This is a genomic window from Thiobacillus thioparus DSM 505, from assembly GCF_000373385.1.
In the GTDB taxonomy this organism is placed as follows: Bacteria; Pseudomonadota; Gammaproteobacteria; order Burkholderiales; family Thiobacillaceae; genus Thiobacillus; species Thiobacillus thioparus.
On sequence record NZ_KB891316.1, the window covers coordinates 283,365 to 306,554 of the forward strand.

The window sequence follows — 23,190 nt, forward strand, 5'->3', positions numbered from 1 at the left end:
CGGTCCGGGCGCTAGAGTTTCTTGCCCCAGTGCAGCTTCTGCCGCAGGGTATCGTAGTAGCTGTAGGAGTGGGGGTGCAGCAGCGTGACCGGGCGGCTGGCGCGGGTGATCCACACGTGGTCGCCGCTGAGGAGGTCGAAATAATGCTGGCCGTCGAAGTGCACGCGTGCATCGTCGGCATAGGTGAGATGGATTTCGATGCGCGAATGGCTGCTGACCACGATCGGGCGCGCCGACAGGGTATGCGGGCAGATCGGTACCAACGCCACGGCTTCGAGCGTCGGATGCACGATGGGGCCGCCGGCCGACAGCGCATACGCGGTGGTGCCGGTCGGGCTGGTGACGACCAGGCCGTCGGCACGCTGACTGTAGACGAACTCGCTGTTGATGGCGATTTCCAGATCGATCAGGCGGCCCGAGCCGCCCTTGCCCACCACGACGTCGTTGAACGCCGTGGCCTCGAACACAAGTTCGCCCCCACGGCGAACCTGCCCGTTCAGCAGGATGCGCTCCTCCGCCACGTACTGGCCGCTGAGAATCTCGGCAACGGCATCGAACATGTGATCGACCGTGATGTCGGTGAGAAAACCCAGCCGCCCCTGGTTGATGCCGATCAGCGGCGCGCCGTTCGGCGCCAGTTCGCGCGCGATCGACAGCATGGTGCCGTCGCCGCCCAGTACCACCACGACATCGCTTTCGGTCGCCAGGTCGTGCAGATTGCGCGTGGGGAAGTCCGTGATCCCGAAATGTTCTGCCGTCTGGCAGGCCAACAGGGCCTCGTGCCCACGCGCCTGAAGGAATTCCGCCAGTGCCCGAACCGAGGCTTCCATGCCCTGATTGTCGTATTTGCCGACCAGGCCGACAGTGTGGAAAGGGATTTGCATGAGGGGCGATTATAAGGGGTGAGCAGTGAGCGGTGAGCGGTAAGCGGGAATTCCGTTCACCGTTCACCGCTCACTGCTCACCCCTATATAATCAACTCATGCTCAACGACCGCGCCCGCATCCTGCTGAAAACCCTGGTAGAACGCTACATCAGCGAAGGAGAACCCGTCGGCTCGCGCACCCTGTCGAAGCATGCCGGGCTGGACCTGTCGCCCGCCAGCATCCGCAACATCATGGCCGACCTTGAGGAAATGGGCTTCGTCACCAGCCCGCACACCTCGGCCGGACGCATCCCGACGCCGCGCGGCTACCGTTTCTTCGTCGACACCCTGCTGACCGTGCGCCCCCTGGCGCAAGTCGAGGTCAACCAGCTCGAACACAGCCTGACCTCGTCCGACCCGCAGCGGCTGATGACCGCGGCCTCCACCCTGCTGTCCGATCTCAGCCGGTTTGCCGGACTGGTGATGACGCCGCGCCGCAGCCCGGCCTTCCGTCAGATCGAGTTTCTCAGCCTGTCGGACAAGCGCATCCTGCTCATCATCGTCACGATGGAAGGCGAGGTCGAAAACCGCGTCATCGTCACCGAGCAGCCCTACAGCGCCTCGGCGCTCACCGAGGCGGCCAACTACTTCAACCAGAATTTCGCCGGCCACAGCTTCGACCAGGTGCGCAGCAAGCTGCGCGACGAACTCGGCCGCATGCGCGACGACATCACCCAACTGATGGCGGCAGCGGTGGACGCCGGCAGCCAGGCGCACGACGCCAGCCAGGACAACGTGGTGGTGTCCGGCAGCCGCAAGCTGCTCGACGTGCAGGATCTCTCCAGCAACATGGGCAGCCTGCGCCGCCTGTTCGACGCCTTCGAGAAGAAGACCGGCCTGCTGCAACTACTCGACCAGTCGCGCACCGCCGCCGGCGTGCAGATTTTCATCGGCGGCGAGTCCGAACTGCTGCCGCTCGACGAATGCAGCCTGGTCACCGCGCCCTACTCGGTCGACGGCCAGGTGGTCGGCACGCTCGGCGTCGTCGGTCCCACCCGCATGGCCTACGAGCGCGTGGTGCCGATCGTCGACGTCACCGCCAAACTGCTATCCAGCGCGCTATCCCATCACTGATGTCCTATCTCAAAGAGCCCGGGTCTCCCCACGGCCAGCTGTTCAGAACCGGTATCCTGCTGGTCAACCTCGGCACCCCCGAAGCACCGACACCCAAGGCGCTGCGCACCTACCTCAAGGAATTCCTGTCCGACCCGCGCGTAGTGGAGATTCCACGCGCCGTGTGGTGGCTGATTCTCAATGGCATCATCCTCAACACCCGGCCGAAAAAATCCGCTGCGAAATATGCCGCAATCTGGACCCCGGACGGCTCGCCGCTGAAGGTGCACACCGAGAAACAGGCCAAGCTGCTCAAAGGCTGGCTGGGCGAACGGATCGCCAGCCCGTTCATGGTCGACTACGCGATGCGCTATGGCCAGCCGTCGATTCCCGACACACTGGCGCGGATGAAAGCCGCCGGCTGCGACCGCATCCTCATCCTGCCTGCATACCCGCAGTACGCCGCCTCCAGCACCGCCACCGCATTCGACGCCGCGTTCACCTGGCTGCAGAAAGTCCGCACCCAGCCGGCCCTGCGCACACTCAAGCATTATCACGACCACCCCGCCTACATCCACGCGCTGGCCACCAACATCCGCGACTACTGGCAGATGCACGGCCGTCCCGACCTGCTGCTGCTGAGCTTTCACGGCGTGCCGCGCTACACGCTGGAGAAGGGCGATCCCTATCACTGCGAATGCCAGAAGACCGGTCGCCTGCTGACCGAAGCGCTCGGACTCGACCCGAAGCAGGTTCGCCTCACCTTCCAGTCGCGCTTCGGCCGCGCCGAATGGATCAAGCCCTACACCGACAGGACGCTGGACGAACTCGGGCGCGCCGGTACCTGTCGGGTCGACGTGGTTGCGCCAGGCTTCACTGCCGACTGCCTGGAAACCCTCGAAGAACTGGCGATGGAAGGCCGCGCCACCTTCCTCGCGGCGGGCGGCAAGGCATTCCACTACATCCCCGCGCTCAACGAGCATCCGCAATGGATCGATGCGCTCGGCCATATCGCACTGGAGAACCTGGGCGGCTGGATCGCTGACACCTGGGACCGCGATGCCGACGAGCAGGCGCGCCAAGCCGGCAAGAACCGCGCGCTGGCCATGGGCGCGCGCAGCTAGACACGAACTGTTCGACACGCATGAACACGAACGGGGCCGCGGCCCCGTTTTTTTATTGCGCATCTGCCTTCTTCAGCGCGTTGCCGGATGTATCCGCATTTCGGAATCAAAGACGGTGGTTGTCGCCGAACGGATTGATGACTATTTTTAAGTCATCCAGACGGATACTTTCAATTCAGGAGAATGGGCATGACTGAAACACCTAAAATGAATCATCTGATCCAGCAGCACATCCTCGAACACGAAATGCGTCTGAGGCATGTGGATACCCTGCTCGAACGCGCCCAGCATGGGATTGCCAAGGCGGGAAACAGCGACGTGACGACGCGGTTGGCAAGCGCAAAGACGGAGCGCGACAAACTCTCCAGCCAGGTCGAAGCATACAAACAGCGTCCCGTGGGGCAATGGTCCGAAGCCGAATTCGAAAACAAGGGCCCCATGATCGTCTGGGATACCCTGGCCCAGCAGCTGGAAAAACTGGTCGAACGCATGGAACACTAGACCTGCCGCACACTACACCCAACAGGTTCCATGTACGGTAGACAATGCTAGGCCTTCTTCACGAACGCCGACTTCAGCTGCATCGCCCCGACGCCATCGATCTTGCAGTCGATGTCGTGGTCGCCCTCGACAAGGCGGATGTTCTTCACCTTGGTCCCCACCTTGACGACCAGCGACGAGCCTTTCACCTTCAAGTCCTTGATCACCGTCACCGTGTCGCCGTCCGCCAACACGTTGCCGTTGGCGTCGCGCACGATCTTTGCCTCGTCGGCTGCTGCTGACGCATCCTTGCTCCATTCATGCGCACATTCCGGGCACACGTACTGGGTGCCGTCCTCGTACGTAAATTCGGAGCCGCACTGGGGACACTTGGGCAAACCATTCATGCTGTACGCCCTTGCGGAGTTGCATTACTGTCAATTACATTCATTCGGTTTTCCTTGAAATTTCAATTGGCCGGCATTTCACGCCGTCTTATCCGCATCCAGCGCGTCGTTCCAGATGTCGTAAGGCCCTTTCGGCCGCGGAACCAGCGTCAGCAGCAAGGAGAGATCGGAATACACGTCCGCCGGGAATCCCTGGCGACCGCCCCGGCTGTCCACCAGCAAGGCTTGCAGTTGAGCGAAACAGGTGGGCGATCCCCAGAACGCCACGATCTCGGGGACCAGGCGAGGAAACAGTTCTTCAAGCGGGCTTAGATCGGACATGACTTGCTCCCTTTCCATTGATGCAACGTTCACTGCATGACACGGGACAGCCTGAGCAAGGTGAAGATACCTCCGCTTACCCCCGCTCGTACACCACGAAATCAAACCGCAGCGCATCGCCCTTCACGCCGGTGTGCGACTCGCGCGAGACTTCCCTGAACGCGCTGCGGTCGTAGTCGGGAAACCAGGCGTCGCCCTGCGCGTCGATGTCCACTTCGGTCAGGTACAGACGGTCGGCGAGCGGGATGACCTGCGCATAGAGTTCGGCGCCGCCGATGAAGAAGACTTCGTCAGCGTCCTCACACAGCGCAATCGCGGCAGGAATGGAGTCGGCGACGAGGCAGCCGTCCCTGCGGTAGTCGACATTGCGGGTAATGACGATGTTGGTGCGTCCGGGCAGCGGGCGGCCGAGCGATTCGAAGGTCTTGCGGCCCATGAGGATGGGATGGTTGAGCGTCAAGGCCTTGAAGTGCGCAAGGTCCTCCGGCAGCCGCCAGGGCAGGCGGTTCTCGATGCCGATGACGCGATTTCTGGCAAGCGCGGCGATGACGCTGACGCGCGGTTTGTTCTGGGCCATGTTTTCTCCGCTCACTGCTTTCCGCTCACTAAACTGCCACCGGCGCCTTGATTGCAGGATGCGGGTCGTAGCCGGCGAGCGTGAAGTCCTCGAAGCGGAAGCCGAAAATGTCCTTCACGTCGGGGTTCAGTGTCATGGTCGGCAGCGGGCGCGGCGCGCGACTCAACTGCTCGCGCGCCTGGTCGAGATGGTTGAGGTAGAGATGCGCGTCGCCGAGCGTGTGGACGAAGTCGCCGAGTCCCAGTCCTGTCACCTGCGCCATCATCATGGTCAGCAGCGCATAGCTGGCGATGTTGAACGGCACGCCTAGGAAGATGTCGGCGCTGCGCTGGTAGAGCTGACAACTCAGCTTGCCGTCGGCAACGTAGAACTGGAAGAAGGCGTGGCACGGTGCCAGCGCCATCCTGTCGAGGTCGGCGACGTTCCAGGCCGAGACGATGATGCGACGCGAATCGGGGTTGGTCTTGAGCGTCTTCACCACTTCGCTGATTTGATCAATCGTCCCGCCGTCGGGTTTGGGCCAGCTGCGCCACTGGTGGCCGTACACCGGGCCGAGGTTGCCGTTCTCGTCGGCCCATTCGTCCCAGATCGAGACGCCGTTTTCCTTCAGGTAGCGGATGTTGGTGTCGCCCTGCAGGAACCACAGCAGTTCGTGGATGATGGAACGCAGGTGGCATTTCTTGGTGGTGACGAGCGGGAAGCCTGCGGCGAGGTCGTAGCGCATCTGCCAGCCGAACACCGAGAAGGTGCCGGTGCCGGTGCGGTCGTCTTTGCGGGTGCCGTGCTCGAGCACGTGGCGCATCAGGTCGAGATAGGGTTTCATCGTGAGGTGGCGTTAAGGTTGTGCGGGTGCGGCCTGGATTTGCCCATTATCGTTGAATACGGTGTTGCTCTGAACGCCCTCGTAAAAGCCCGCCAACCGGGTGGCAGGCGACTGGCCGTAGATGTCCCAGAAGGCGATCTCGAAATCGGCATTGGCCTGTACCGCCAGGGCCAGCTGGCGAAAACGCGTCTCGTCCTGCGCCTTGAGCCAGCCGACCAGCAGCATGGACTCGCGGTAGAACTCGAAAATATTGAGACCGAACGCGCCTGCTCGGTGGCGCCGGTCGGGGGTATCGCGCGTGATGAGATCGGCCCGTCGGCCGGCACGGATTGCGGCATACGCCTGCGCATCGGTGGCATATTCGGCGCCGCCACCCTCCGCCGCCAACGAGGCCCATCCCTCGTGGAACCACACCGGCAGGGTGCTGTTGTAGTGGCCGATGCGCTGGCCCAGGTGAAGGTGTGCCAATTCATGCGCCAGCAGCCCGGGCAGGCGGGCGCTTTCGCGGCCATTCAGGTTCGGCGACAGGATCAGGCGATTGTCCGGAATGACCGCGGCGGACAGCCGAGGGGTATACACATAGCGGTTGAAGCAGTCCTCGCTGCCGCAGACATTCACGCGCGGCGGACGAAGGAACGGCAGATAGTGCGCCGCTTCGACTTTGGCAATGGCGGCCGGAAGCGCCGCCGACACGCGTTCGCCGTAGGCTTCGTAGCCAGGCTCGACCCAGACGCGGGCGTCGTCCGCCAGCTGCTCGAAGCCGTCGATCGGCTGCAGGGCGCGCGAATTGCTCACGGTGAGCGCACAGCCCTGCATGGTCGCCAGCAACATGGCGACCAGCCATTTCATGCGTCGAGAACCTGCCAGCGGCCGTCGACCAGCCCCTCCAGCGGCGGGTACTGTTTCTTGTAGGCCATCTTGCGGCTCTCGTCGATCCAGTAGCCCAGATAGAGGTAAGGCAGTTCCAGTCGTTTGGCCAGTTCGATCTGCCACAGAACGCCGTAGACGCCGAGGCTTTGTTGCTCGCGCGCGGGATCGAAGAAAGTGTAAACGGCGGAAATGCCGTCGTCGATCTGGTCGATCACCGAGATCATCACCAGTTCGTCGCCATCGCGGAATTCGACCATCACGGTATCGACGTTGGATGACAACAGGAACTGCGTGTACTGGTCGGGGCCGTCGCGATCCATGCCACCGCCGGCATGGCGGCTGCCGAGATAGCTGCGGTAGAGCGCGTAGTGTTCTTCCTTGAAGTCGAGCGGCAGGAAACGCGCGGCCAGGTGCCGGTTGCGCTTGAGGCAGCGGCGCTGGGTGCGGTTGGGCACGAAGCCAGCCACGTCGACGCGCACCGGCACGCAGGCATGGCACTGCTCGCAGTGCGGGCGGTAGGTGAACTGGCCGCTACGGCGAAAGCCGGCGCGGATCAGCGCGCTGTAGGCCTGGTGATCGATCAGATGGGTGGGCGTGGCCACCTGCGAACGCGCGCGCCGATCCGGCAGGTAGCTGCAGTCGTATTGCGCGGTCAGATAGAACTGGATGCGCTGGAAGGGCGGTTCAGTCGGGTGCATTAAACGTCCAGGGGCCAGGGCGATGCGGCAAGTTTACCAATTCCGCCAGCTTTGCCGTGAACGCCGTGCGCGGCACCGTGCGCGCACCGAGGCTGGCGAGATGCGCGGTTTCCATCTGGCAGTCGATCAGGCCGAAATCCCATTGCTGCAACTGGCGCGCAAGGCAGACCAGCGCGACCTTGGAGGTATCGGGTTCACGGCTGAACATCGACTCGCCGTAGAACATGCGGCCAATCGCCACGCCATAGAGGCCGCCGACCAGGCGGCCGTCGCGCCAGGTTTCCACCGAATGCGCGTAGCCGGCATCGAACAGGTGGGTATAGGCCGCGATTATCGCCGGCGAGATCCAGGTACCGCCGGCCCCTTCACGGGGTTCGGCGCATGCCCGCATCACGTCCGCAAACGCGGTGTCGACGCGTACCTCGAAGCCGCCATTGCGGATACGCTTGGCGAGCGAACGGGTGACGCGGACCTCGCCCGGCACCAGCACCATGCGCGGGTCGGGACTCCACCACAGGATCGGCTCGCCGGGGTTGAACCAGGGGAAGATGCCGTGGCGATAGGCATCCAGCAGGCGTTCCACCGACAGATCGCCCCCCATCGCCAGCAGGCCATTGGGCTCGCGCAGCGCGGTCTCGACCGGCGGAAAATTTGTGGCGTTTTGGAGACGTTCGCTCATGACGCCATGGTAGCGGATTCATTTTTGGCTTGCGTCCGCATTTTTTCTTAATTACGATATGTATGTCTTGTTTATATCTTTGTCTTTTTAAGAGGAGTAGCGAACATGAAAAAAACCCTGCTTGTCCTGGCCCTGGTTGCCGCTCTGCCCACCTCCGCCCTGGCTGAAAACTGGATGATGCGCGTTCGCGCGGTCGACATCGTCCCGGACGTCAAATCCTCCGGTCTGGCCGGACTCGACGTGTCCGACGAAGTGGTGCCGGAAGTTGACTTCACCTATTTCGTGACACCCAACATCGGCATGGAACTCATCCTGGCCACCGCGCGCCACGAAGTGACGCTGAACGGCACCAGTCTTGGAAAACTGAATCATCTGCCGCCCACGCTGACGGTGCAGTACCACTTCAACCCCACGCCGACGATCAAGCCCTACGTCGGTGCAGGCGTGAACTACACCCGCTTCTATAATGTCGATCTTGCTCCCGGCCTGAGCGTCGGGAAGAACAGCTTCGGCGGCGCTCTGCAGGCGGGCGTGGACATCGCGGTAACCAAGAATGGCTATATCAACCTCGACGTTAAGAAAATCTGGATCGACACCGACGTCAAATCAGGCGGCGTCAAGCTCACCAATCTGGAAATCAATCCGGTGGTGTGGGGTATCGGCTACGGGTTCCGTTTCTGACAAGAAGTACCCTCTGACGCCTGCCGGCCCGGCCTCTCTCCCGGGCTTGCCCTCGGGCGTTCTCCTGTGGGGCGATTCGTGAGCGATTCTCCTGCGCTCACGGACGCCCCGTCTTTTTCGGGCTGCTTTCACTGCGGCCTGCCAGTGCCGGCCGGCGCCCACTACCCCATCCAGTTCGAAGGCAATACCCGTCAGGCATGCTGCCGCGGCTGCCAGGCCGTGGCACAGACCATCATCGACAGCGGCCAGGGCGCCTACTATACTCACCGCACCGTACTGCCCGCCACGCCTCAACAAGCGGAGGCCGAGCTCGCACAGCTGGGCCTGTACGATCTGCCGGAGATCCAGGAAAGCTTCGTGCGGACGGAAACAGAGAACATCCGCGAAGCCGCGCTGATCCTGGAAAACATCGTCTGCGCCGCGTGCATTTGGCTGAACGAGCGACACATCGCAGGACTGCCAGGCGTGCTGTCGGTCGAGATCAACTACGCCACCCGCCGCGCGCGGGTGCGCTGGGACAACAGCCGCATCCAGCTGTCGGCGATCCTGAAGGCAGTCTCCGACATCGGCTACATTGCCCACCCCTTCGATCCCGGCCGCTCCGACGACATCTACAAGCGCGAACGCAATACTGCGATCAAGCGGCTCGCCATCGCAGGCCTCGGCATGATGCAAGTCATGATGTACGCACTGCCCTCGTACACCGCCACCGACATGAGCGCCGATATCCGGCTGCTGATGAGCTGGGCGAGCCTGATCCTGACCATACCGGTGGTGGTGTACTCGGCGTGGCCCTTCTTTATCGGCGCGTGGCGCGATCTCAAGCGCCGCATGCTGGGCATGGACGTGCCGGTGGCGCTCGGCGTCGGCACGGCTTTCGTCGCCAGCGTCTACAGCACTTTTAGCGGGCACGGCGAGGTGTATTACGACTCGGTCACCATGTTCATTTTCCTGCTGCTGACCGGACGTTTCCTCGAGATGAATGCACGCCGCCGCGCAGGCGCCGCAGTGGAAGAGCTGGTGAAGCTCATTCCCGCCGCCACCACGCGGCTGCCGAACTGGCCTGCGCATGACGAGGAGCAGGTACCGGTGGCACGGTTGGCGGTAGGCGACCATGTACTGGTGCGCCCCGGCGAAACCCTGCCCGCCGATGGCGAGGTGGTCGAGGGCGACAGCGCGGTGAGCGAAGCCATGCTCACCGGCGAATCGCTACCGGTATCGAAAGGCGTGCGCGCCCATGTGGTCGGCGGCAGCCTCAACCAGGCAAGCCCGCTGGTAGTGCGCGTCGACAGGCTCGGTGCCGATACGCGGCTGGCGTCGATCGTGCGTCTGCTCGATCGCGCGCAGAGCGAAAAGCCGCGCATCGGCCAGCTGGCCGACCGCGCCGCCGCCTGGTTCGTCGGCCTGCTGCTGCTGATCACGCTTGCGGTCGGCCTCGCCTGGTATGTCATCGACCCGTCGAAAGCGTTGTGGATCGTGGTGTCGGTCCTGGTCGTCACCTGCCCCTGCGCGCTCGGCCTCGCCACCCCAGCCGCCCTCACCACCGCCACCGGCCAGCTCACGCGCCTGGGCCTCCTGACCACGCGCGGACATGCCCTGGAAACGCTGGCGCACGCCACCGACCTGGTGTTCGACAAGACCGGCACGCTCACCCACGGCCGCCTCTCCGTACGTCAGGTGGTTCCGCTGGGCGGCCACAGCGAAGCCGAAGTCGGCGCGATCGCCGCGGCACTCGAAGCAGGCTCGGAACACCCCATCGCCAAAGCGCTGCGCGAGTCGGCCGTATCCACCGTGACCGCCAGCCTGATCCGCAATACGCCCGGCCGCGGTGTCGAAGGCAGTATCGATGGCCGTATCTATCGACTGGGCTCGCCACATTTCGCCGCTGCCAGCGAAACGCCGCCCCCGCCACCGGAATCGGACAGCAGCGCCAGCTGGGTGGCGCTGGCCGACGAAGCCGGACTGGTCGCCTGGTTTGCGCTGGCCGATACGCCGCGGGCAGATGCCCCGGCCGCCCTCGCCGCCCTGCAAAAACAAGGGCTGCGCCTGCACCTGCTGTCCGGCGATGCCGAGGCTGCGGTCAGGCGCAGCGCGCAGCAGCTCGGCATCGCCGATTGGCATGCCGGCGCGCTGCCGGAAGACAAGCTCGCCTATGTGAAGAACCTGCAGAACGAAGGCCGCATCGTCGCCATGGTGGGCGACGGCATCAACGATGCGCCGGTACTCGCCGGCGCGCAGGTATCCATCGCCATGGGCGAAGGCGCCGACGTCGCGCAGGCGGCCGCCGACATGGTCATGCTCGGCAGCCGCCTCGGCACCCTGGCCGACGGCGTCGCACTCGCCCGCAAGACGCAGCGCATCATCCGCGAGAACCTCGGCTGGGCACTGGCCTACAATCTCGTCGCCATTCCCGCTGCCGCGCTGGGCCACGTCACGCCCTGGATCGCCGGCATCGGCATGTCGGCCAGTTCGCTGCTGGTCGTACTGAATGCGTTGCGGCTCACCGACTTCAAATCCAGAGCCGCGCCCGCTGTGGCAGACCTCCCCCTGCCCAGACCCGTCACCTGACCGACCCCGCACATGGACATCCTTCTGCTGCTCATTCCACTCAGCCTCGTGCTGGTCGGCGCCATCGCCTGGTTCATGCTGTGGGCAACCAAAAGCGGCCAGTTCGACGACCTTGAAGGCCCGGCGCACAGCGTGATCATGGACGACGACACCCCGCCCAAGTCCGACGACACGCCGAAGAAGACCTAGGGCGTGGATCGCCTATGCTGTGAGCTGTCCTGTTTCGACGGCCACTGCGCATGAACCCTCCCATCCTCTGGTATTTCGCCGATCCGATGTGCTCCTGGTGCTGGGGATTTTCTCCGGTGATCGAGACCTTGCGAGACGAATACCGCGAACGCATGAAAATCGCGCTGGTGCTCGGCGGCCTGCGGCCGGGCGAAACCGCGCCGATGACCGCAACGGGGCGCGAAGACATCCTGCATCACTGGCATGCGGTACAGGCCCGTACCGGCCAGCCCTTCCGCTTCGACGGCGCGCTGACGGAAGGCTTCGTGTACGACACCGAACCCGCCTGCCGTGCGGTGGTGACGGTCGGCGGGATCGATTCCACGCAGATATTCGCGATGTTCAAGACAATCCAGTCGGCGTTTTATGCCGAGGGGCGCGACGTGACGCAAGCCGGTATGCTGACCGACCTGGCGGAGGGCCTTGGCGTGGATGGCGAAACCTTCCTGCGCGACTTCGACAGCGGCACGGCACGTGCTCGCACCCAGGCGCATTTCAGACAGGCGCGTCAGGCCGGCGTGCGCGGCTTTCCTACCCTGATCGTGCAGCGGGACACGCAACTGCACCCGGTCTGCAGCGGCTGCCTGCCGCTGGATACCGTGCGCATAGAAATCGACCGTTGCCTGCGCTCGGATGCGTAACCGTGCTTCTCGCCGCTAGAATCTCTCTTTCTCTTCCTGGAGCGCGTTCCGATGGCCCGTTTTCCCCTGTTGTCCACCACGCTGTTTCTCGGCGCGATCCTGCTCGGCATGTCGGGCTGCGGCGCCAGCGAGCCCGGCAAGCAGACTGTCTCCACCACCCCGGCTGGTGGCCAGCCACCCAATCCGCGCATCCTGATCGAAACCAGCAAGGGCAACATCACGGTCGAGCTTTTCACCAGGAACGCGCCGCAGTCGGTGGGAAATTTCATCAACTACGTGAAGACCGGTTTCTATGACGGCCTGATCTTCCACCGCGTGATTCCCGGCTTCATGATCCAAGGTGGCGGCATGACGCCGGACATGGCGGAAAAACCCAAGAACGCACCGATCAGGAACGAGGCCGACAATGGCCTCAAGAACCTGCGCGGCACGCTGTCGATGGCGCGCATGGCCGATCCCGATTCGGCCTCTTCGCAGTTCTTCATCAACGTGGCGGACAACGCCTTCCTCGATCACCGCGGCACAAGCTACGACACTTGGGGCTATGCCGTGTTCGGCCAGGTGGTCGACGGCATGAAGGTGGTCGATGCCATCGTCGCGACGCCGCGCGGCGACCGCGGCCCCTACCAGGACGTCCCCATCGAGCCGGTCGTGATGAAGCGCGTCACCCTGCTGCCGGAAGCGGCCGCTGCCGTCCCGCCCGGCGCCGACAACAAGCCGAAGCAATAGGCCTGTTTGTCCTCCGCCGCCAAACTGCTGCTGCTTGGGCTGACCGCCCTGCTGGCGCTGGCGCTGGGCCTGATGGCCGGCGCCCTGCCCGCCGACCATGAACTCGCCATGCAGATCCTCACCGAATTGCGCGGCCCGCGCGTGGCCGCGGCGTTCGCCTGCGGCGGCCTGCTGGCACTGGCCGGTGCGCTGATGCAGACGCTGTTCCGCAATCCCCTGGCCGAACCCTATCTGCTCGGCGTGTCCGGCGGAGCCGGCCTGCTGGCGCTATTGGGCATGGCCGCCGGACTGGCGTGGCCGTGGGTGTCGATGCTGGCCTTCGCCGGCAGTCTCCTGGCGCTGGCGCTTGCCGCCGCGCTCGGCGGCCGCCTGCTGGCGCGCGACCATACGCCGCTGCTGCTTGCCGGAGTGATGCTGGCCGCCGGCTTCGGCGCTCTGATTGCGCTGGTATTGAGCGTGGCGCCGATCGAGCGCCTGCCCGGCATGCTGTTCTTCCTGATGGGCGACCTCGCATGGACCAGCAATCCGTTCATGCTGTGGGCGGCGCTGCTGCTGGCCGTAGGCGCCGCGCTGGGCCTGTCGAGGCGGCTCGACGTACTGCAGCTGTCGCCGCTGAAAGCCGCCTCGCTCGGCGTGACGGTCGCGCCCACGCGCTGGATGCTGTTCACGCTGGCCGGCGCCTGCACTGCCTTGGTGGTGGCGCAGGCCGGCAGCATCGGCTTCGTCGGCCTCATGGTGCCGCATGCGCTCAGGAAAACCGGCTTCGCCGGTCACCGCGTGCTGCTGCCTGCCTGCGTCCTGGCAGGCGGCAGCCTGCTGGTGCTAGCCGACGCGCTGGCGCGCACCGTGATCGCGCCGCGGGAACTGCCGGTCGGCGTGCTGACTGCGCTGCTCGGCGTGCCGATGATGCTCTGGCTGTTGCGCAAACCATGAGCCTCGTCGCCCACCGAGTGACCCTGCAAGTCGGCCCTCGCACGCTGGTGGACACGCTCGACCTCGTACTCGAACCCGGCGAGGTGCTCGGCATCCTCGGACCCAACGGCGCCGGTAAGTCGACGCTGATCTCGATGCTGGCCGGGCTCGCCGTGCCCGCGTGCGGGCAGATCATGCTCGACAACCAGCCACTCGCTGCGCTGCTGCCACTCACCCGTGCGCAACACATTGGCGTGCTGCCGCAGGGCGACGAAGGCGGATTCTTCGGCAGCGTGGCCGACTTCGTCGCATTGGGCCATTATCCGTTCGGTGTGACCGCTCTCGATCTGACGCCCCTGTTCGCCGCCTGGGAGCTTGCCGATCTCGCCCACCGCCCGCTCGACAGCCTGTCGGGCGGCGAGCGCCAGCGCGCACGGCTGGCGCAACTGGCGGCGCAACAGCCGCGCATCGCCCTGCTCGACGAGCCGCTGACCCATCTCGATCCGGCGCATCAGGCCCGGCTGCTGGCCTGGGCACGTAATGAAGCCGATGCAGGGCACAGCGTGGTGCTGACCCTGCACGACCCCAACTGGGCCGCCGGCCACTGCGACCATCTGCTGTTCCTGTACGGCGACGGACGCTGGCAGCTGGGCACGCCGGCCGCGCTGCTCACCCCGGTATCGCTCGAAGCACTGTATGGTGCCGGCACGGCGGCGCTCTGGCGGAAGAGCGATCGGGCTCAGCCTGTATAATCGCCACTTGGTCAGCATTCCACCGCCCTCGCGCACCTCATGATTCGTCGCATCATCAACAAAGTATTTGGCCGCAAACCGCGTGTCGACGGCACCCGGGCGCAGATCCTGCCGCTGTCCGCACACGGCATCCGCCGTGACCAGCTCGACGACTGCGCGCTGAAAACCTGCGAAACCCTGGCCCAGGCCGGATACAAAGGCTATCTCGTCGGCGGCGCGGTGCGCGACCTGCTGCTGAACATGACGCCCAAGGATTTCGACGTCGCCACCGACGCCACCCCGGAAGAGGTGCGCAGGCTGTTCCGCCGCTCGCGCATCATCGGGCGGCGCTTCCAGATCGTGCACGTGATGTGCGGGCGCGAGACCATCGAGGTCACGACCTTCCGCGCCAATGGCCAGAAGGAGACCGAAGAGGACGACGAGCACGCTGCCGGCGACAAGTCCCCGGCAGCGCACAAGCGCCTGACCGACGAACATGGACGCCTGCTGTCCGACAACGTGTTCGGCAGCATGGCGGACGACGCCGCGCGCCGCGACTTCACCATCAACGCGCTGTATTACGACCCGGCGCGCGAGGAAGTGCACGACTATTTCGGCGGCGTGGCCGATTGCAAGAAGCGCGTACTGCGCATGATCGGTGATCCCGACACGCGCTACCGCGAAGATCCGGTGCGCATGCTGCGCGCCGCACGCTTTGCCGCCAAGCTCGACTTCCACATCGACCCCGCCACGCGCAAACCGGTGGCGGCGCTGGCGCCGCTGCTCGCCAACATCCCGCGCGCGCGCATCTTCGACGAGGCGCTCAAGCTGCTGCTGTCCGGCCACGCCCTGCGCGGTGTCCACCAGCTGCGCGCCGAAGGCCTGCATCACGGCATGCTGCCGCTGCTGGACACCATCCTCGACGACCCCACCGGCGAACGTTTCATCAATGCCGCGCTGAAGAGCACCGACGAGCGCATTCAGTCGGACCGACCTTCGTCGCCCGCCTTCCTGTTCGGCACACTGCTATGGCCGCAGGTGCTGCTGCGCTGGCGCGCGCTCGAGGCCGCCGGCGAAAAGCCACAGCCCGCCTTGTTTGCCGCGATGGACGAGGTGCTCGATACCCAACGCAGCCAGCTCGCCATTCCGCGCCGCTACGACGGCATGATGAAGGAGATCTGGGCACTGCAGCCGCGCTTCGAGCAGCGCGGCGGACAACGCCCGTATCGCCTGCTGGAGCATCCGCGCTTCCGTGCCGCCTACGATTTCCTGCTGTTGCGCGCCGAGTCGGGCGAGGTCGCTGCCGAACTCGGCGAATGGTGGACGCGTTTCCAGGAAGTCGGCGAAGACGAGCGCGCCGGCATGTTGCTGGCCGACAACGCGCCCAAGCCGCGCCGCAAGCGCAAGCGCAAGAAGCCGGGCGAAGCCGCCGGCGAGACGCAGCCCGCATGAAAATCACCGCCACCATCGGCCTCGGCGCCAACCTCAACGACCCAGCGGCGCAGGTGGAATACGCGCTCGCCGAGCTCGACCGCTTGCCAGGCACCCGGCTGCTGTCCCGTTCCTCGCTGTACGCTTCGGCGCCGGTCGGCCATGTCGACCAGCCCGACTTCATCAACGCGGTGGCGCAGGTGGAAACCGAACTGGCGCCGCGCGTGCTGCTCGCCGCCCTGCTGGATCTTGAACACCGCCACGGCCGCGAGCGCAGCTTCCGCAACGCGCCACGCACGCTCGATCTCGACCTGCTGCTCTACGGCAACGCGCATTTCCACGAAGATGGCCTGACACTGCCGCATCCGCGCATGCATACGCGCGGCTTCGTGCTGCTGCCGCTGCTGGAGATCGCACCCGATGTCGTGATCCCCGGCCACGGCCGCGCCGCCGACTGGCTCGCCGGCTGTGCCGACCAAAGCGTGGTCCACCTTCCCCCTCCTGCCGCTGCCGTCAACGCATGAGTCTCTCCCGTTACCGTTACATCGTTGTCGAAGGCCCGATCGGCGCCGGCAAGACCAGCCTCACCTACAAGCTGGCCGAGCGCATGGACGCCGACACACTGCTGGAAAATGCCAGCGACAACCCCTTCCTGCCGCGCTTCTACCAGGAACCCAGGCGCTATGCGCTGCCGACTCAGTTACACTTCCTGTTCGAACGCTCACGCCAGTTGCGCGATCTCGCCCAGGGCGATCTGTTTCGCGCCGGCACCGTGTCGGATTTCCTGATCGACAAGGACATGCTGTTTGCACGCCTCAATCTCGACGATGACGAGTTCGAGCTCTACCAGAAGGTATATGCCGACCTCGCGCTGCAGGCGCCGACACCTGATCTGGTGATCTATCTGCAGGCGCCGGTCGAGGTGCTGCAGGAACGCGTCAGGCGACGCGGCGTGGAATTCGAGCGCGGCATGGATGCCGGCTATCTGCAGCGCCTGGCCAACAGCTACAGCGAGTTCTTCCATCGCTACGAGGCCGCGCCCCTGCTCATCGTCAACACCAGCAACCTCAACTTCGCGGAGAACGAAGCTGACTTCGAGCTGCTGCTGGAGCGTATGAGCAAGATGCGCGGTCCGCGCGAATTTTTCAGCCGGGCGGCCTGAACATGGCCGTCACCCTGTCCACCCTCAAGGCAATGCGCGAACGCGGCGAGAAGATCGCCGTGCTCACCTGCTACGACGCCAGCTTTGCGCGCGTGCTCGAAGCCGCCGGCGTCGAGGTGCTGCTGGTCGGCGATTCCCTCGGCATGGTGGTGCAGGGACACGCCTCGACGCTGCCGGTGAAGCTTGCCGAGATGACGTACCACACGCGCTGCGTCGCCACCGGGGCCGAACGTGCCTTCATCGTCGCCGACCTGCCTTTCGGCAGCTACCAGCCTTCGCCGGAGCGTGCGTTTTCCGCCGCGGCACGGCTGATGGCTGCGGGCGCACATATGGTCAAGCTGGAAGGCGGCGCGGTCATGGTCGGCACCGTCGCCTTCCTGACGCAGCGCGGCATCCCGGTGTGCGCGCATCTCGGCCTGCTGCCGCAGTCGGTCAACCAGCTCGGCGGCTACCGGGTACAGGGACGCGAGGACGCGGCTGCCGCGCAACTGGTCGCCGACGCCCGCGCGCTGGAAGCCGCCGGTGCCGGACTGATCGTGCTGGAAATGGTGCCCGCCGCGCTGGGCCAGGCCATCACCGAGGCGCTCACGATTCCGACCATCGGCATTGGCGCTGGGGCCGGCTGTTCCGGCCAGGTACTGGTGCTGTACGACATGCTGGGCCTGTATCCGCGCGCGCCGAAATTCTCGAAGAACTTTCTTGCCGGCGCCGACGGCATCGAAGCCGCCGTGCGCGCCTATGTCACCGCGGTGAAGGACGGCCGTTTCCCCGGTCCCGACCACACCTTCTGATGCAGGTCCTGCATACCGTCGCCGAACTGCGCACCGCACTCGCCGGACAAGCCGGCACCGCATTCGTACCCACCATGGGCAATCTGCACGCCGGCCATGTGTCGCTGGTCGAACTGGCAAGGCGGCATGGCAGTCCGGTTGTCGCGAGTATCTTCGTCAACCCGCTGCAGTTCGGTGCCGGCGAGGATTTCGAGCGCTACCCGCGCACCCTCGCAGCCGACTGCGAGAAACTCGCCGCCGCCGGCTGCGACTTGGTGTTCGCGCCCGACGTCGATGCCCTCTATCCGGCCCCGCAGGATTTCATCGTGCAGCCGTCCGAAGCGCTGACGCGGGACTTGTGCGGCGCCTTCCGTCCCGGTCATTTCGCCGGCGTGGCAACGGTCGTGCTAAAGCTTTTCAACCTGGTGCAGCCGCGCGTAGCCGTGTTCGGAAAAAAGGATTTCCAGCAATTGCGGGTGATCCAGGAATTGGTCCGGCAGTTCAACCTGCCGATCGACATCGTGGCGGGCGATACGCTGCGCGAATCCGACGGGCTGGCGATGAGTTCGCGCAACGCCTATCTCGGCGCGACGGAACGCATCCAGGCGCCCCAGCTGCAGCGCGAACTCGCTGCCGTCGTGGCCGCCGTCCAGGCAGGCGAACGGGATTTCGAGGCCTTGTGCGCCACCGCCGGCCGCCACCTGAAAATGGCAGGCTGGCGGGTCGATTACGTGGCGCTGCGCGATGCCGCGACCCTGCAATCGCCCATGCCAGACAGTGCCCGGCTGGTGGCGTTGGGCGCGGCCTGGCTGGGGTCGACCCGGCTGATCGACAACCTCGATTTCAGCTTGGGCAATCCGGCCTGAAGTTTTACTTGTACCCTTTGGGTCGTCAAAACCAAAGGGTATAATATGAGCCCTTTCTTATTGAGGGCACCGTCATGCAAAGAACGATGCTCAAGTCCAAGCTGCACCGGGCGACCGTCACGCATTCCGAGCTGCATTACGAAGGATCCTGCGCAATCGACGAAACCCTGCTGGACGCGGCCGACATCCACGAATACGAGCAGATCCAGATCTACAACATCACCAATGGCGAACGTTTCACGACGTATGCCATCCGTGCCGCGCGCGATTCCGGCATCATTTCGGTGAACGGCGCCGCCGCGCACAAGGCGAACCCGGGCGATCTCATCATCATCGCCACCTTTGCGTCCTACAACGAACTGGAACTGGCGCGCTATGCGCCGGAACTGGTGTACGTGGACGCGGACAACCGCATCATGGACACGCGCCAGGCGATCCCGGTTCAGGCCGCGTAAGGTCACATATTGCCTGCAAGAAAGCAGGGAATCCCCGGCTTTCTTGTTGCTGGGTTCCCTACGGCACTCAGGTCAGCTTCCAGATATCCGCGTTGTATTCCTGCATGGTGCGGTCGGTCGAGAAAAAGCCGCTCGACGCCGTGTTGAGGATGCTCATGCGCGTCCAGCGCGCCTCGTCCTGCCAGGCCTGGTCCACCCGTTCCTGCGCATCGACATATGTCCGGAAATCCGCCAGCACCATCCAGGGATCGTTCGGGCTCATCATGGCCCCGAGAATCATGTCGAAGATGCCCGGTTCGCAGGGGTTGAAATGGCCGGAGATGAGCAGGTCGATCACCTGGCGCAAGGCCGGATCGCGCTCCATATAGGACAGCGGCTGATAGCGGCCGCGCAGTGCCTCGACTTCGTCGGCGCGCAGGCCGAACAGGAAGAAGTTGTCCTCACCCACGGCATCGAGAATCTCGATATTCGCCCCATCGTAGGTGCCGATGGTGACGGCGCCGTTCATCATGAATTTCATATTGCCGGTACCGGAGGCTTCCTTGCCCGCAGTGGAAATCTGTTCCGATAGATCGGTGGCCGGCGCGATGATTTCCATGCTGCTCACCCGGTAATTGGGCAGGAAGGCCACCTTGAGCCGGCCATTGACGTCGGGATCGTTGTTGACCACGTCGGCCACGCTGTTGATCAGCTTGATGATGCGCTTGGCCATCACATAACCCGGTGCGGCCTTGCCGCCGATCAAGACGCAACGGTTGACCGAGCCCTCCAGATGCCCGTGTTTGATGCGGTTGTAGAGATGAATCACATGCAAGACGTTGAGCAGTTGGCGCTTGTATTCGTGGATGCGCTTGACCTGTACGTCGAACAGGGCGGACGGATCGAACGTCACGCCGCATTCGGCCTCGACCAGCGCCGCAAGCCGCACCTTGTTGGCACGTTTCGCGGCACGCCATTCGGCATGGAACGCCTCGTTTCCGCTCGCCGCCAGGGGCTTCAGCCTGGCCAGGTGCGACAGGTCGGCAATCCAGCCTTCGCCGATTCTCGAACTGATCAGCGCCGTCATGCCGGGGTTCGCATGCGCTACCCAGCGACGCGGTGTGACGCCATTGGTCTTGTTGTTGAACTTGTGCGGCCAAAGCTCGACGAAATCGCGGAACAGCCCTTCCTTCAACAGGCGCGAATGCAGCGCCGCCACGCCGTTGATCGAAAAGCTGCCGACGATGGCCAGCCACGCCATGCGAATCTGGCGTACCGGTTCTTCCTCGATGATTGACATGCGTCGCTGGCGGTCGATGTCGCCCGGCCATTTGATCGCCACCTGGCGCAGGAATCGGGCATTGATTTCGTAGATGATTTCCAGCGGGCGCGGCAGCAAGCGCTCGAACAATGCCACCGGCCAGCGTTCCAGCGCCTCGGGCAGCAGCGTGTGGTTGGTATAGGCCATGCACCGCGAGGTGATCGCCCAGGCTTCGTCCCACTGCAGCCGTTCGTCGTCGAGCAGCAGACGCATGAGTTCGGCCACCGCGATGGTGGGGTGCGTGTCGTTCATCTGGAAGACGTTGTGCTCGGCGAATTGCATCAAATTGCTGTTGCCGGCCGCGCGCCACTGGCGCAGCGCATCCTGCAGGCTGGCCGAGGCCAGGAAATACTGCTGGCGCAGGCGCAGTTCCTTGCCGTTCTCGCTGCTGTCGTTGGGATACAGCACCATCGAGATGTGCTCGGCGTGATTCTTCGCCTGCACCGCCTCGGAGTAGCTGCCGGCGTTGAATTCGTTGAGATCGAACACGTCGGTAGCGGCAGATTTCCACAAACGCAGCGTGTTCACCGCATGATTGCGGTAGCCCGAGATCGGCATGTCGTAGGGAATCGCCAGCACATCGCTGGTATCCGCCCAGCGCGCGCGGGGAATCCCCGTCTTGTCGTGGAAATGCTCAGTGTGTCCGCCGAACGGCACGCGGCAGGTGAATTCGGAGCGTTCGACCTCCCATGGATTGCCGTCGCGCAGCCAATGGTCGGGTTCCTCGACCTGATAACCGTTTTCGATGTGCTGGCGGAACATGCCGTATTCGTAATGGATGCCATAGCCCATCACCGGCAGGTTCAGGGTGGCGCAGCTGTCCATGAAACAGGCCGCCAGCCGGCCCAGGCCACCATTCCCCAGCCCGGCGTCGGTCTCCTCCTCCGCCACGGTCTCGAGCGTCTGGCCGAAGCTCTGCAATGCCTCGCGCGAGGCCGCGTCCAGCCCCAGATTAAGCACGTGGTTGGACAGCGCGCGGCCGATCAGGAATTCCAGCGAAAGGTAATACGCGCGGCGCTTGCCAGGCTGGTCACGCTCGGCATAGGTGTTCATCCAATCCGACATGAGACGGTCGCGCAACGTCCAGGCCAGCGCATGGTAGGTATAGACGGCGGGACAGCCATGGAAACGTCCCAGATGGTAAAACTGGTAACGCTGGAAATCCTCGGTCAGCGCCTCGCTGCTATCGGGCAATTGCTTGAGGGCGATGCGGTTGGGGGAGACAGGTTTCTCGTCTGGCATGGTGGTTCCCGCTGAGTTCATGTGGAATAGAGCGCTAGGTAATGGCCGGCGCTATCCGCCCAGTCGAACGACTGGCGCATGCCGTTCTGCTGCAGGCGGCGCCATTGCGTGGGCTGGCGGTACAGGTCGAACGCGCGCCGGACGGCCTGCAGAAAAGCCGCCACCTCCGGCGTGTCGAACACGAAACCGGTGGCGTTGCCCGCCGCCAGATTCTCCGCGTCGGCGTCGATCACCGTGTCGGCCAGCCCCCCCGTCTTGAAGACAATGGGCGGCGTGCCATATCGCAGGCTGTACATCTGGTTGAGCCCGCACGGTTCGAAGCGAGAGGGCATCATGAACAGGTCGGCGCCCGCTTCGATATGATGCGCCAGCGCCTCGTCGTAGCCGATCTCGACGAATACGCGCCCAGGATGCTGCTTGGCCAGTCGCGTAAGCTTATGCTCGTATGCAGCCTGACCGCTGCCGAGCAGCACGAAGCGCGCATCGGTCTCGGACAGCAGCACCGGGATCGCCGCCAACACCCAGTCGATCCCTTTCTGCTCGACCAGCCGGCCCACCAGTCCCAATAGCGGCGCCTGCATCGCATCGTCGTCTGCGCGCGGCAGAAAACGCTCGATCAGCGCCTGCTTGTTGCGCCGCTTGCCGGGCAGAATGCGGCTCATCGAATAATGCGCGGGCAGGTGCGGATCGGTGGACGGGTTCCATATCCGGGTATCGATTCCGTTGAGAATACCGTGCAGCTTGTATTGCCGGGAAAGCAGCAGCCCGTCGAGTCCATAGCCGAATGCCGGCGTGCAGATTTCGGCCGCATAAGTGGGACTCACGGTGGTGACGGCATCGGCGTAGACGATGCCCGCCTTCAGCATGGACAGGCCGCCGTGGAATTCCACGCCCTCGGACGACCACCACGAGCCGGGGAGTTGCAGGCGAACAAAATCACCATGCGAGAAATAGCCGCCGTAGGCCAGATTGTGGATAGTGAACACGGTTTTCGGGCGCCCGGGCTGGTCGGCCAGGAACGCCGCCACCAGCCCGGTCTGCCAGTCGTGAGTATGCACCACCGCGGGCTGCCATCCGATATCGAGCGCATCCTGCGCCAGCAGCGCAGCCACCCGCGCGAACACTGCGAAGCGCTCGGCATTGTCGGGCCAGTCCTGGCCGTTGGCGTTGACATAGGGATTGCCCGGGCGGTCGAACAAGGGCGGGCAGTCGATCACCCAAAGCGGGAAGGCAAAATCGGGATGGCGCGTTTCCAGGATGCGCGCACTGACGATGCCTTCGGCGCCGCGCACGTCGAGCCAGCCGAGGATGCGCACCTGGTCGAGCTGGCGCAACAGCGCCCGGTAGCCCGGCAGCACCAGACGGATATCGGCGCCGCGTGCCTGCAAGGCATGCGGCAGGCTGTAGGCCACATCGCCCAACCCGCCGGTTTTCACCAGCGGGTAGGCCTCGCTGGCGACAAACAGGATTTTCATTGCTCCGCGTTTCATTGTTTTTTTCCGTGTTTTTATTTGATC

General features: G+C 64.3%; 26 protein-coding genes. 16 read left to right on the forward strand and 10 right to left on the reverse strand.

All coding sequences use genetic code 11. The features are described from left to right. Window positions 1–11: 11 nt before the first annotated feature. A complete protein-coding gene (locus B058_RS0101500; RefSeq protein WP_018506696.1) occupies window positions 12–884 on the reverse strand; it encodes an NAD kinase in 873 nt (290 codons plus the stop codon). 98 nt (window positions 885–982) lie between these two features. On the opposite strand from B058_RS0101500, the gene hrcA reads away from it, so the two are divergent. The 3 genes from hrcA (at window position 983) to B058_RS0101515 (ending at window position 3,603) form a co-directional block, all read left to right on the forward strand. Further along, window positions 983–1,999 (forward strand): heat-inducible transcriptional repressor HrcA, encoded by a 1,017-nt coding sequence (gene hrcA / locus B058_RS0101505; protein WP_018506697.1) that lies wholly within the window; start codon window positions 983–985, stop codon window positions 1,997–1,999. After that, window positions 1,999–3,102: a ferrochelatase gene (hemH, locus tag B058_RS0101510; protein ID WP_018506698.1), complete on the forward strand. Its 1,104-nt coding sequence runs from the start codon at window positions 1,999–2,001 to the stop codon at window positions 3,100–3,102. Before hrcA ends, hemH begins: the two co-directional genes overlap by 1 nt. A 189-nt stretch (window positions 3,103–3,291) precedes the next feature. Next, window positions 3,292–3,603, forward strand: a complete 312-nt coding sequence (locus B058_RS0101515; protein WP_157265461.1) for a hypothetical protein — start codon at window positions 3,292–3,294, stop codon at window positions 3,601–3,603. Window positions 3,604–3,650: 47 nt separating this feature from the next. Here B058_RS0101515 and B058_RS0101520 read toward each other — a convergent pair whose 3' ends face one another. The 7 genes from B058_RS0101520 to aat form a co-directional block, all read right to left on the reverse strand. Continuing rightward, window positions 3,651–3,989 carry a zinc ribbon domain-containing protein YjdM gene (locus tag B058_RS0101520; RefSeq protein WP_018506700.1) on the reverse strand — a complete coding sequence of 113 codons (339 nt, stop codon included), beginning with the start codon at window positions 3,987–3,989 and terminating at the stop codon, window positions 3,651–3,653. 78 nt (window positions 3,990–4,067) lie between these two features. Beyond that, window positions 4,068–4,310, reverse strand: coding sequence for a hypothetical protein (locus B058_RS16225; protein WP_018506701.1), 243 nt, complete (start codon window positions 4,308–4,310; stop codon window positions 4,068–4,070). A gap of 76 nt (window positions 4,311–4,386) precedes the next feature. Beyond that, on the reverse strand, window positions 4,387–4,887 hold the full coding sequence (locus B058_RS0101530) for a dihydrofolate reductase (RefSeq protein ID WP_018506702.1): 501 nt from the start codon (window positions 4,885–4,887) through the stop codon (window positions 4,387–4,389). Window positions 4,888–4,915: 28 nt separating this feature from the next. Beyond that, window positions 4,916–5,710 (reverse strand): thymidylate synthase, encoded by a 795-nt coding sequence (locus tag B058_RS0101535; RefSeq protein ID WP_018506703.1) that lies wholly within the window; start codon window positions 5,708–5,710, stop codon window positions 4,916–4,918. Window positions 5,711–5,722: 12 nt separating this feature from the next. Then, a complete protein-coding gene (locus B058_RS0101540) occupies window positions 5,723–6,559 on the reverse strand; it encodes a hypothetical protein (RefSeq protein ID WP_018506704.1) in 837 nt (278 codons plus the stop codon). Next, a complete protein-coding gene (locus B058_RS0101545; RefSeq protein WP_018506705.1) occupies window positions 6,556–7,278 on the reverse strand; it encodes an arginyltransferase in 723 nt (240 codons plus the stop codon). Before B058_RS0101545 ends, B058_RS0101540 begins: the two co-directional genes overlap by 4 nt. Continuing rightward, window positions 7,265–7,957 (reverse strand): leucyl/phenylalanyl-tRNA--protein transferase, encoded by a 693-nt coding sequence (gene aat, locus B058_RS0101550; protein ID WP_018506706.1) that lies wholly within the window; start codon window positions 7,955–7,957, stop codon window positions 7,265–7,267. Before aat ends, B058_RS0101545 begins: the two co-directional genes overlap by 14 nt. Before the next feature lie 105 nt (window positions 7,958–8,062). Between aat and B058_RS0101555 the strand changes: the two genes are divergently transcribed. From B058_RS0101555 to panD, 13 genes are all read left to right on the forward strand, one after another. After that, window positions 8,063–8,638: an OmpW/AlkL family protein gene (locus B058_RS0101555; protein ID WP_018506707.1), complete on the forward strand. Its 576-nt coding sequence runs from the start codon at window positions 8,063–8,065 to the stop codon at window positions 8,636–8,638. Between the two features lie 78 nt (window positions 8,639–8,716). Further along, entirely contained in the window at window positions 8,717–11,206 is a 2,490-nt protein-coding gene (locus B058_RS16230) for a heavy metal translocating P-type ATPase (RefSeq protein WP_081616703.1), read from the forward strand. Between the two features lie 12 nt (window positions 11,207–11,218). After that, the gene (gene ccoS / locus B058_RS0101565; RefSeq protein WP_018506709.1) at window positions 11,219–11,395 is read left to right on the forward strand and encodes a cbb3-type cytochrome oxidase assembly protein CcoS; all 177 of its coding nucleotides are present in this window, start codon (window positions 11,219–11,221) and stop codon (window positions 11,393–11,395) included. Between the two features lie 50 nt (window positions 11,396–11,445). Beyond that, a complete protein-coding gene (locus B058_RS0101570) occupies window positions 11,446–12,075 on the forward strand; it encodes a DsbA family protein (RefSeq protein WP_040723154.1) in 630 nt (209 codons plus the stop codon). Window positions 12,076–12,126: 51 nt separating this feature from the next. Further along, window positions 12,127–12,804, forward strand: a complete 678-nt coding sequence (locus B058_RS16235) for a peptidylprolyl isomerase (protein ID WP_018506711.1) — start codon at window positions 12,127–12,129, stop codon at window positions 12,802–12,804. A 6-nt stretch (window positions 12,805–12,810) separates the two neighbouring features. Further along, on the forward strand, window positions 12,811–13,737 hold the full coding sequence (locus tag B058_RS0101580; protein WP_018506712.1) for a FecCD family ABC transporter permease: 927 nt from the start codon (window positions 12,811–12,813) through the stop codon (window positions 13,735–13,737). Next, on the forward strand, window positions 13,734–14,468 hold the full coding sequence (locus tag B058_RS0101585; protein WP_018506713.1) for an ABC transporter ATP-binding protein: 735 nt from the start codon (window positions 13,734–13,736) through the stop codon (window positions 14,466–14,468). The genes B058_RS0101580 and B058_RS0101585 overlap by 4 nt, the downstream gene beginning before the upstream one ends. Window positions 14,469–14,507: 39 nt before the next feature. After that, entirely contained in the window at window positions 14,508–15,899 is a 1,392-nt protein-coding gene (pcnB, locus tag B058_RS0101590) for a polynucleotide adenylyltransferase PcnB (protein ID WP_018506714.1), read from the forward strand. Further along, window positions 15,896–16,402 carry a 2-amino-4-hydroxy-6-hydroxymethyldihydropteridine diphosphokinase gene (gene folK, locus B058_RS16240; RefSeq protein WP_018506715.1) on the forward strand — a complete coding sequence of 169 codons (507 nt, stop codon included), beginning with the start codon at window positions 15,896–15,898 and terminating at the stop codon, window positions 16,400–16,402. The genes pcnB and folK overlap by 4 nt, the downstream gene beginning before the upstream one ends. Further along, a complete protein-coding gene (locus tag B058_RS0101600; RefSeq protein ID WP_018506716.1) occupies window positions 16,399–17,040 on the forward strand; it encodes a deoxynucleoside kinase in 642 nt (213 codons plus the stop codon). The genes folK and B058_RS0101600 overlap by 4 nt, the downstream gene beginning before the upstream one ends. Before the next feature lie 2 nt (window positions 17,041–17,042). Then, a complete protein-coding gene (gene panB, locus B058_RS0101605; RefSeq protein ID WP_018506717.1) occupies window positions 17,043–17,831 on the forward strand; it encodes a 3-methyl-2-oxobutanoate hydroxymethyltransferase in 789 nt (262 codons plus the stop codon). After that, window positions 17,831–18,676: a pantoate--beta-alanine ligase gene (gene panC / locus B058_RS0101610; protein WP_018506718.1), complete on the forward strand. Its 846-nt coding sequence runs from the start codon at window positions 17,831–17,833 to the stop codon at window positions 18,674–18,676. Before panB ends, panC begins: the two co-directional genes overlap by 1 nt. Before the next feature lie 74 nt (window positions 18,677–18,750). Continuing rightward, the gene (panD, locus tag B058_RS0101615) at window positions 18,751–19,131 is read left to right on the forward strand and encodes an aspartate 1-decarboxylase (RefSeq protein WP_026240548.1); all 381 of its coding nucleotides are present in this window, start codon (window positions 18,751–18,753) and stop codon (window positions 19,129–19,131) included. A gap of 67 nt (window positions 19,132–19,198) precedes the next feature. On the opposite strand, the gene B058_RS0101620 is transcribed toward panD, so the two are convergent. Both B058_RS0101620 and glgA read right to left on the reverse strand, forming a co-directional pair. After that, a complete protein-coding gene (locus B058_RS0101620) occupies window positions 19,199–21,694 on the reverse strand; it encodes a glycogen/starch/alpha-glucan phosphorylase (protein ID WP_245539235.1) in 2,496 nt (831 codons plus the stop codon). Then, on the reverse strand, window positions 21,691–23,148 hold the full coding sequence (gene glgA, locus B058_RS0101625; RefSeq protein ID WP_018506721.1) for a glycogen synthase GlgA: 1,458 nt from the start codon (window positions 23,146–23,148) through the stop codon (window positions 21,691–21,693). Before glgA ends, B058_RS0101620 begins: the two co-directional genes overlap by 4 nt. Window positions 23,149–23,190: the final 42 nt, after the last annotated feature.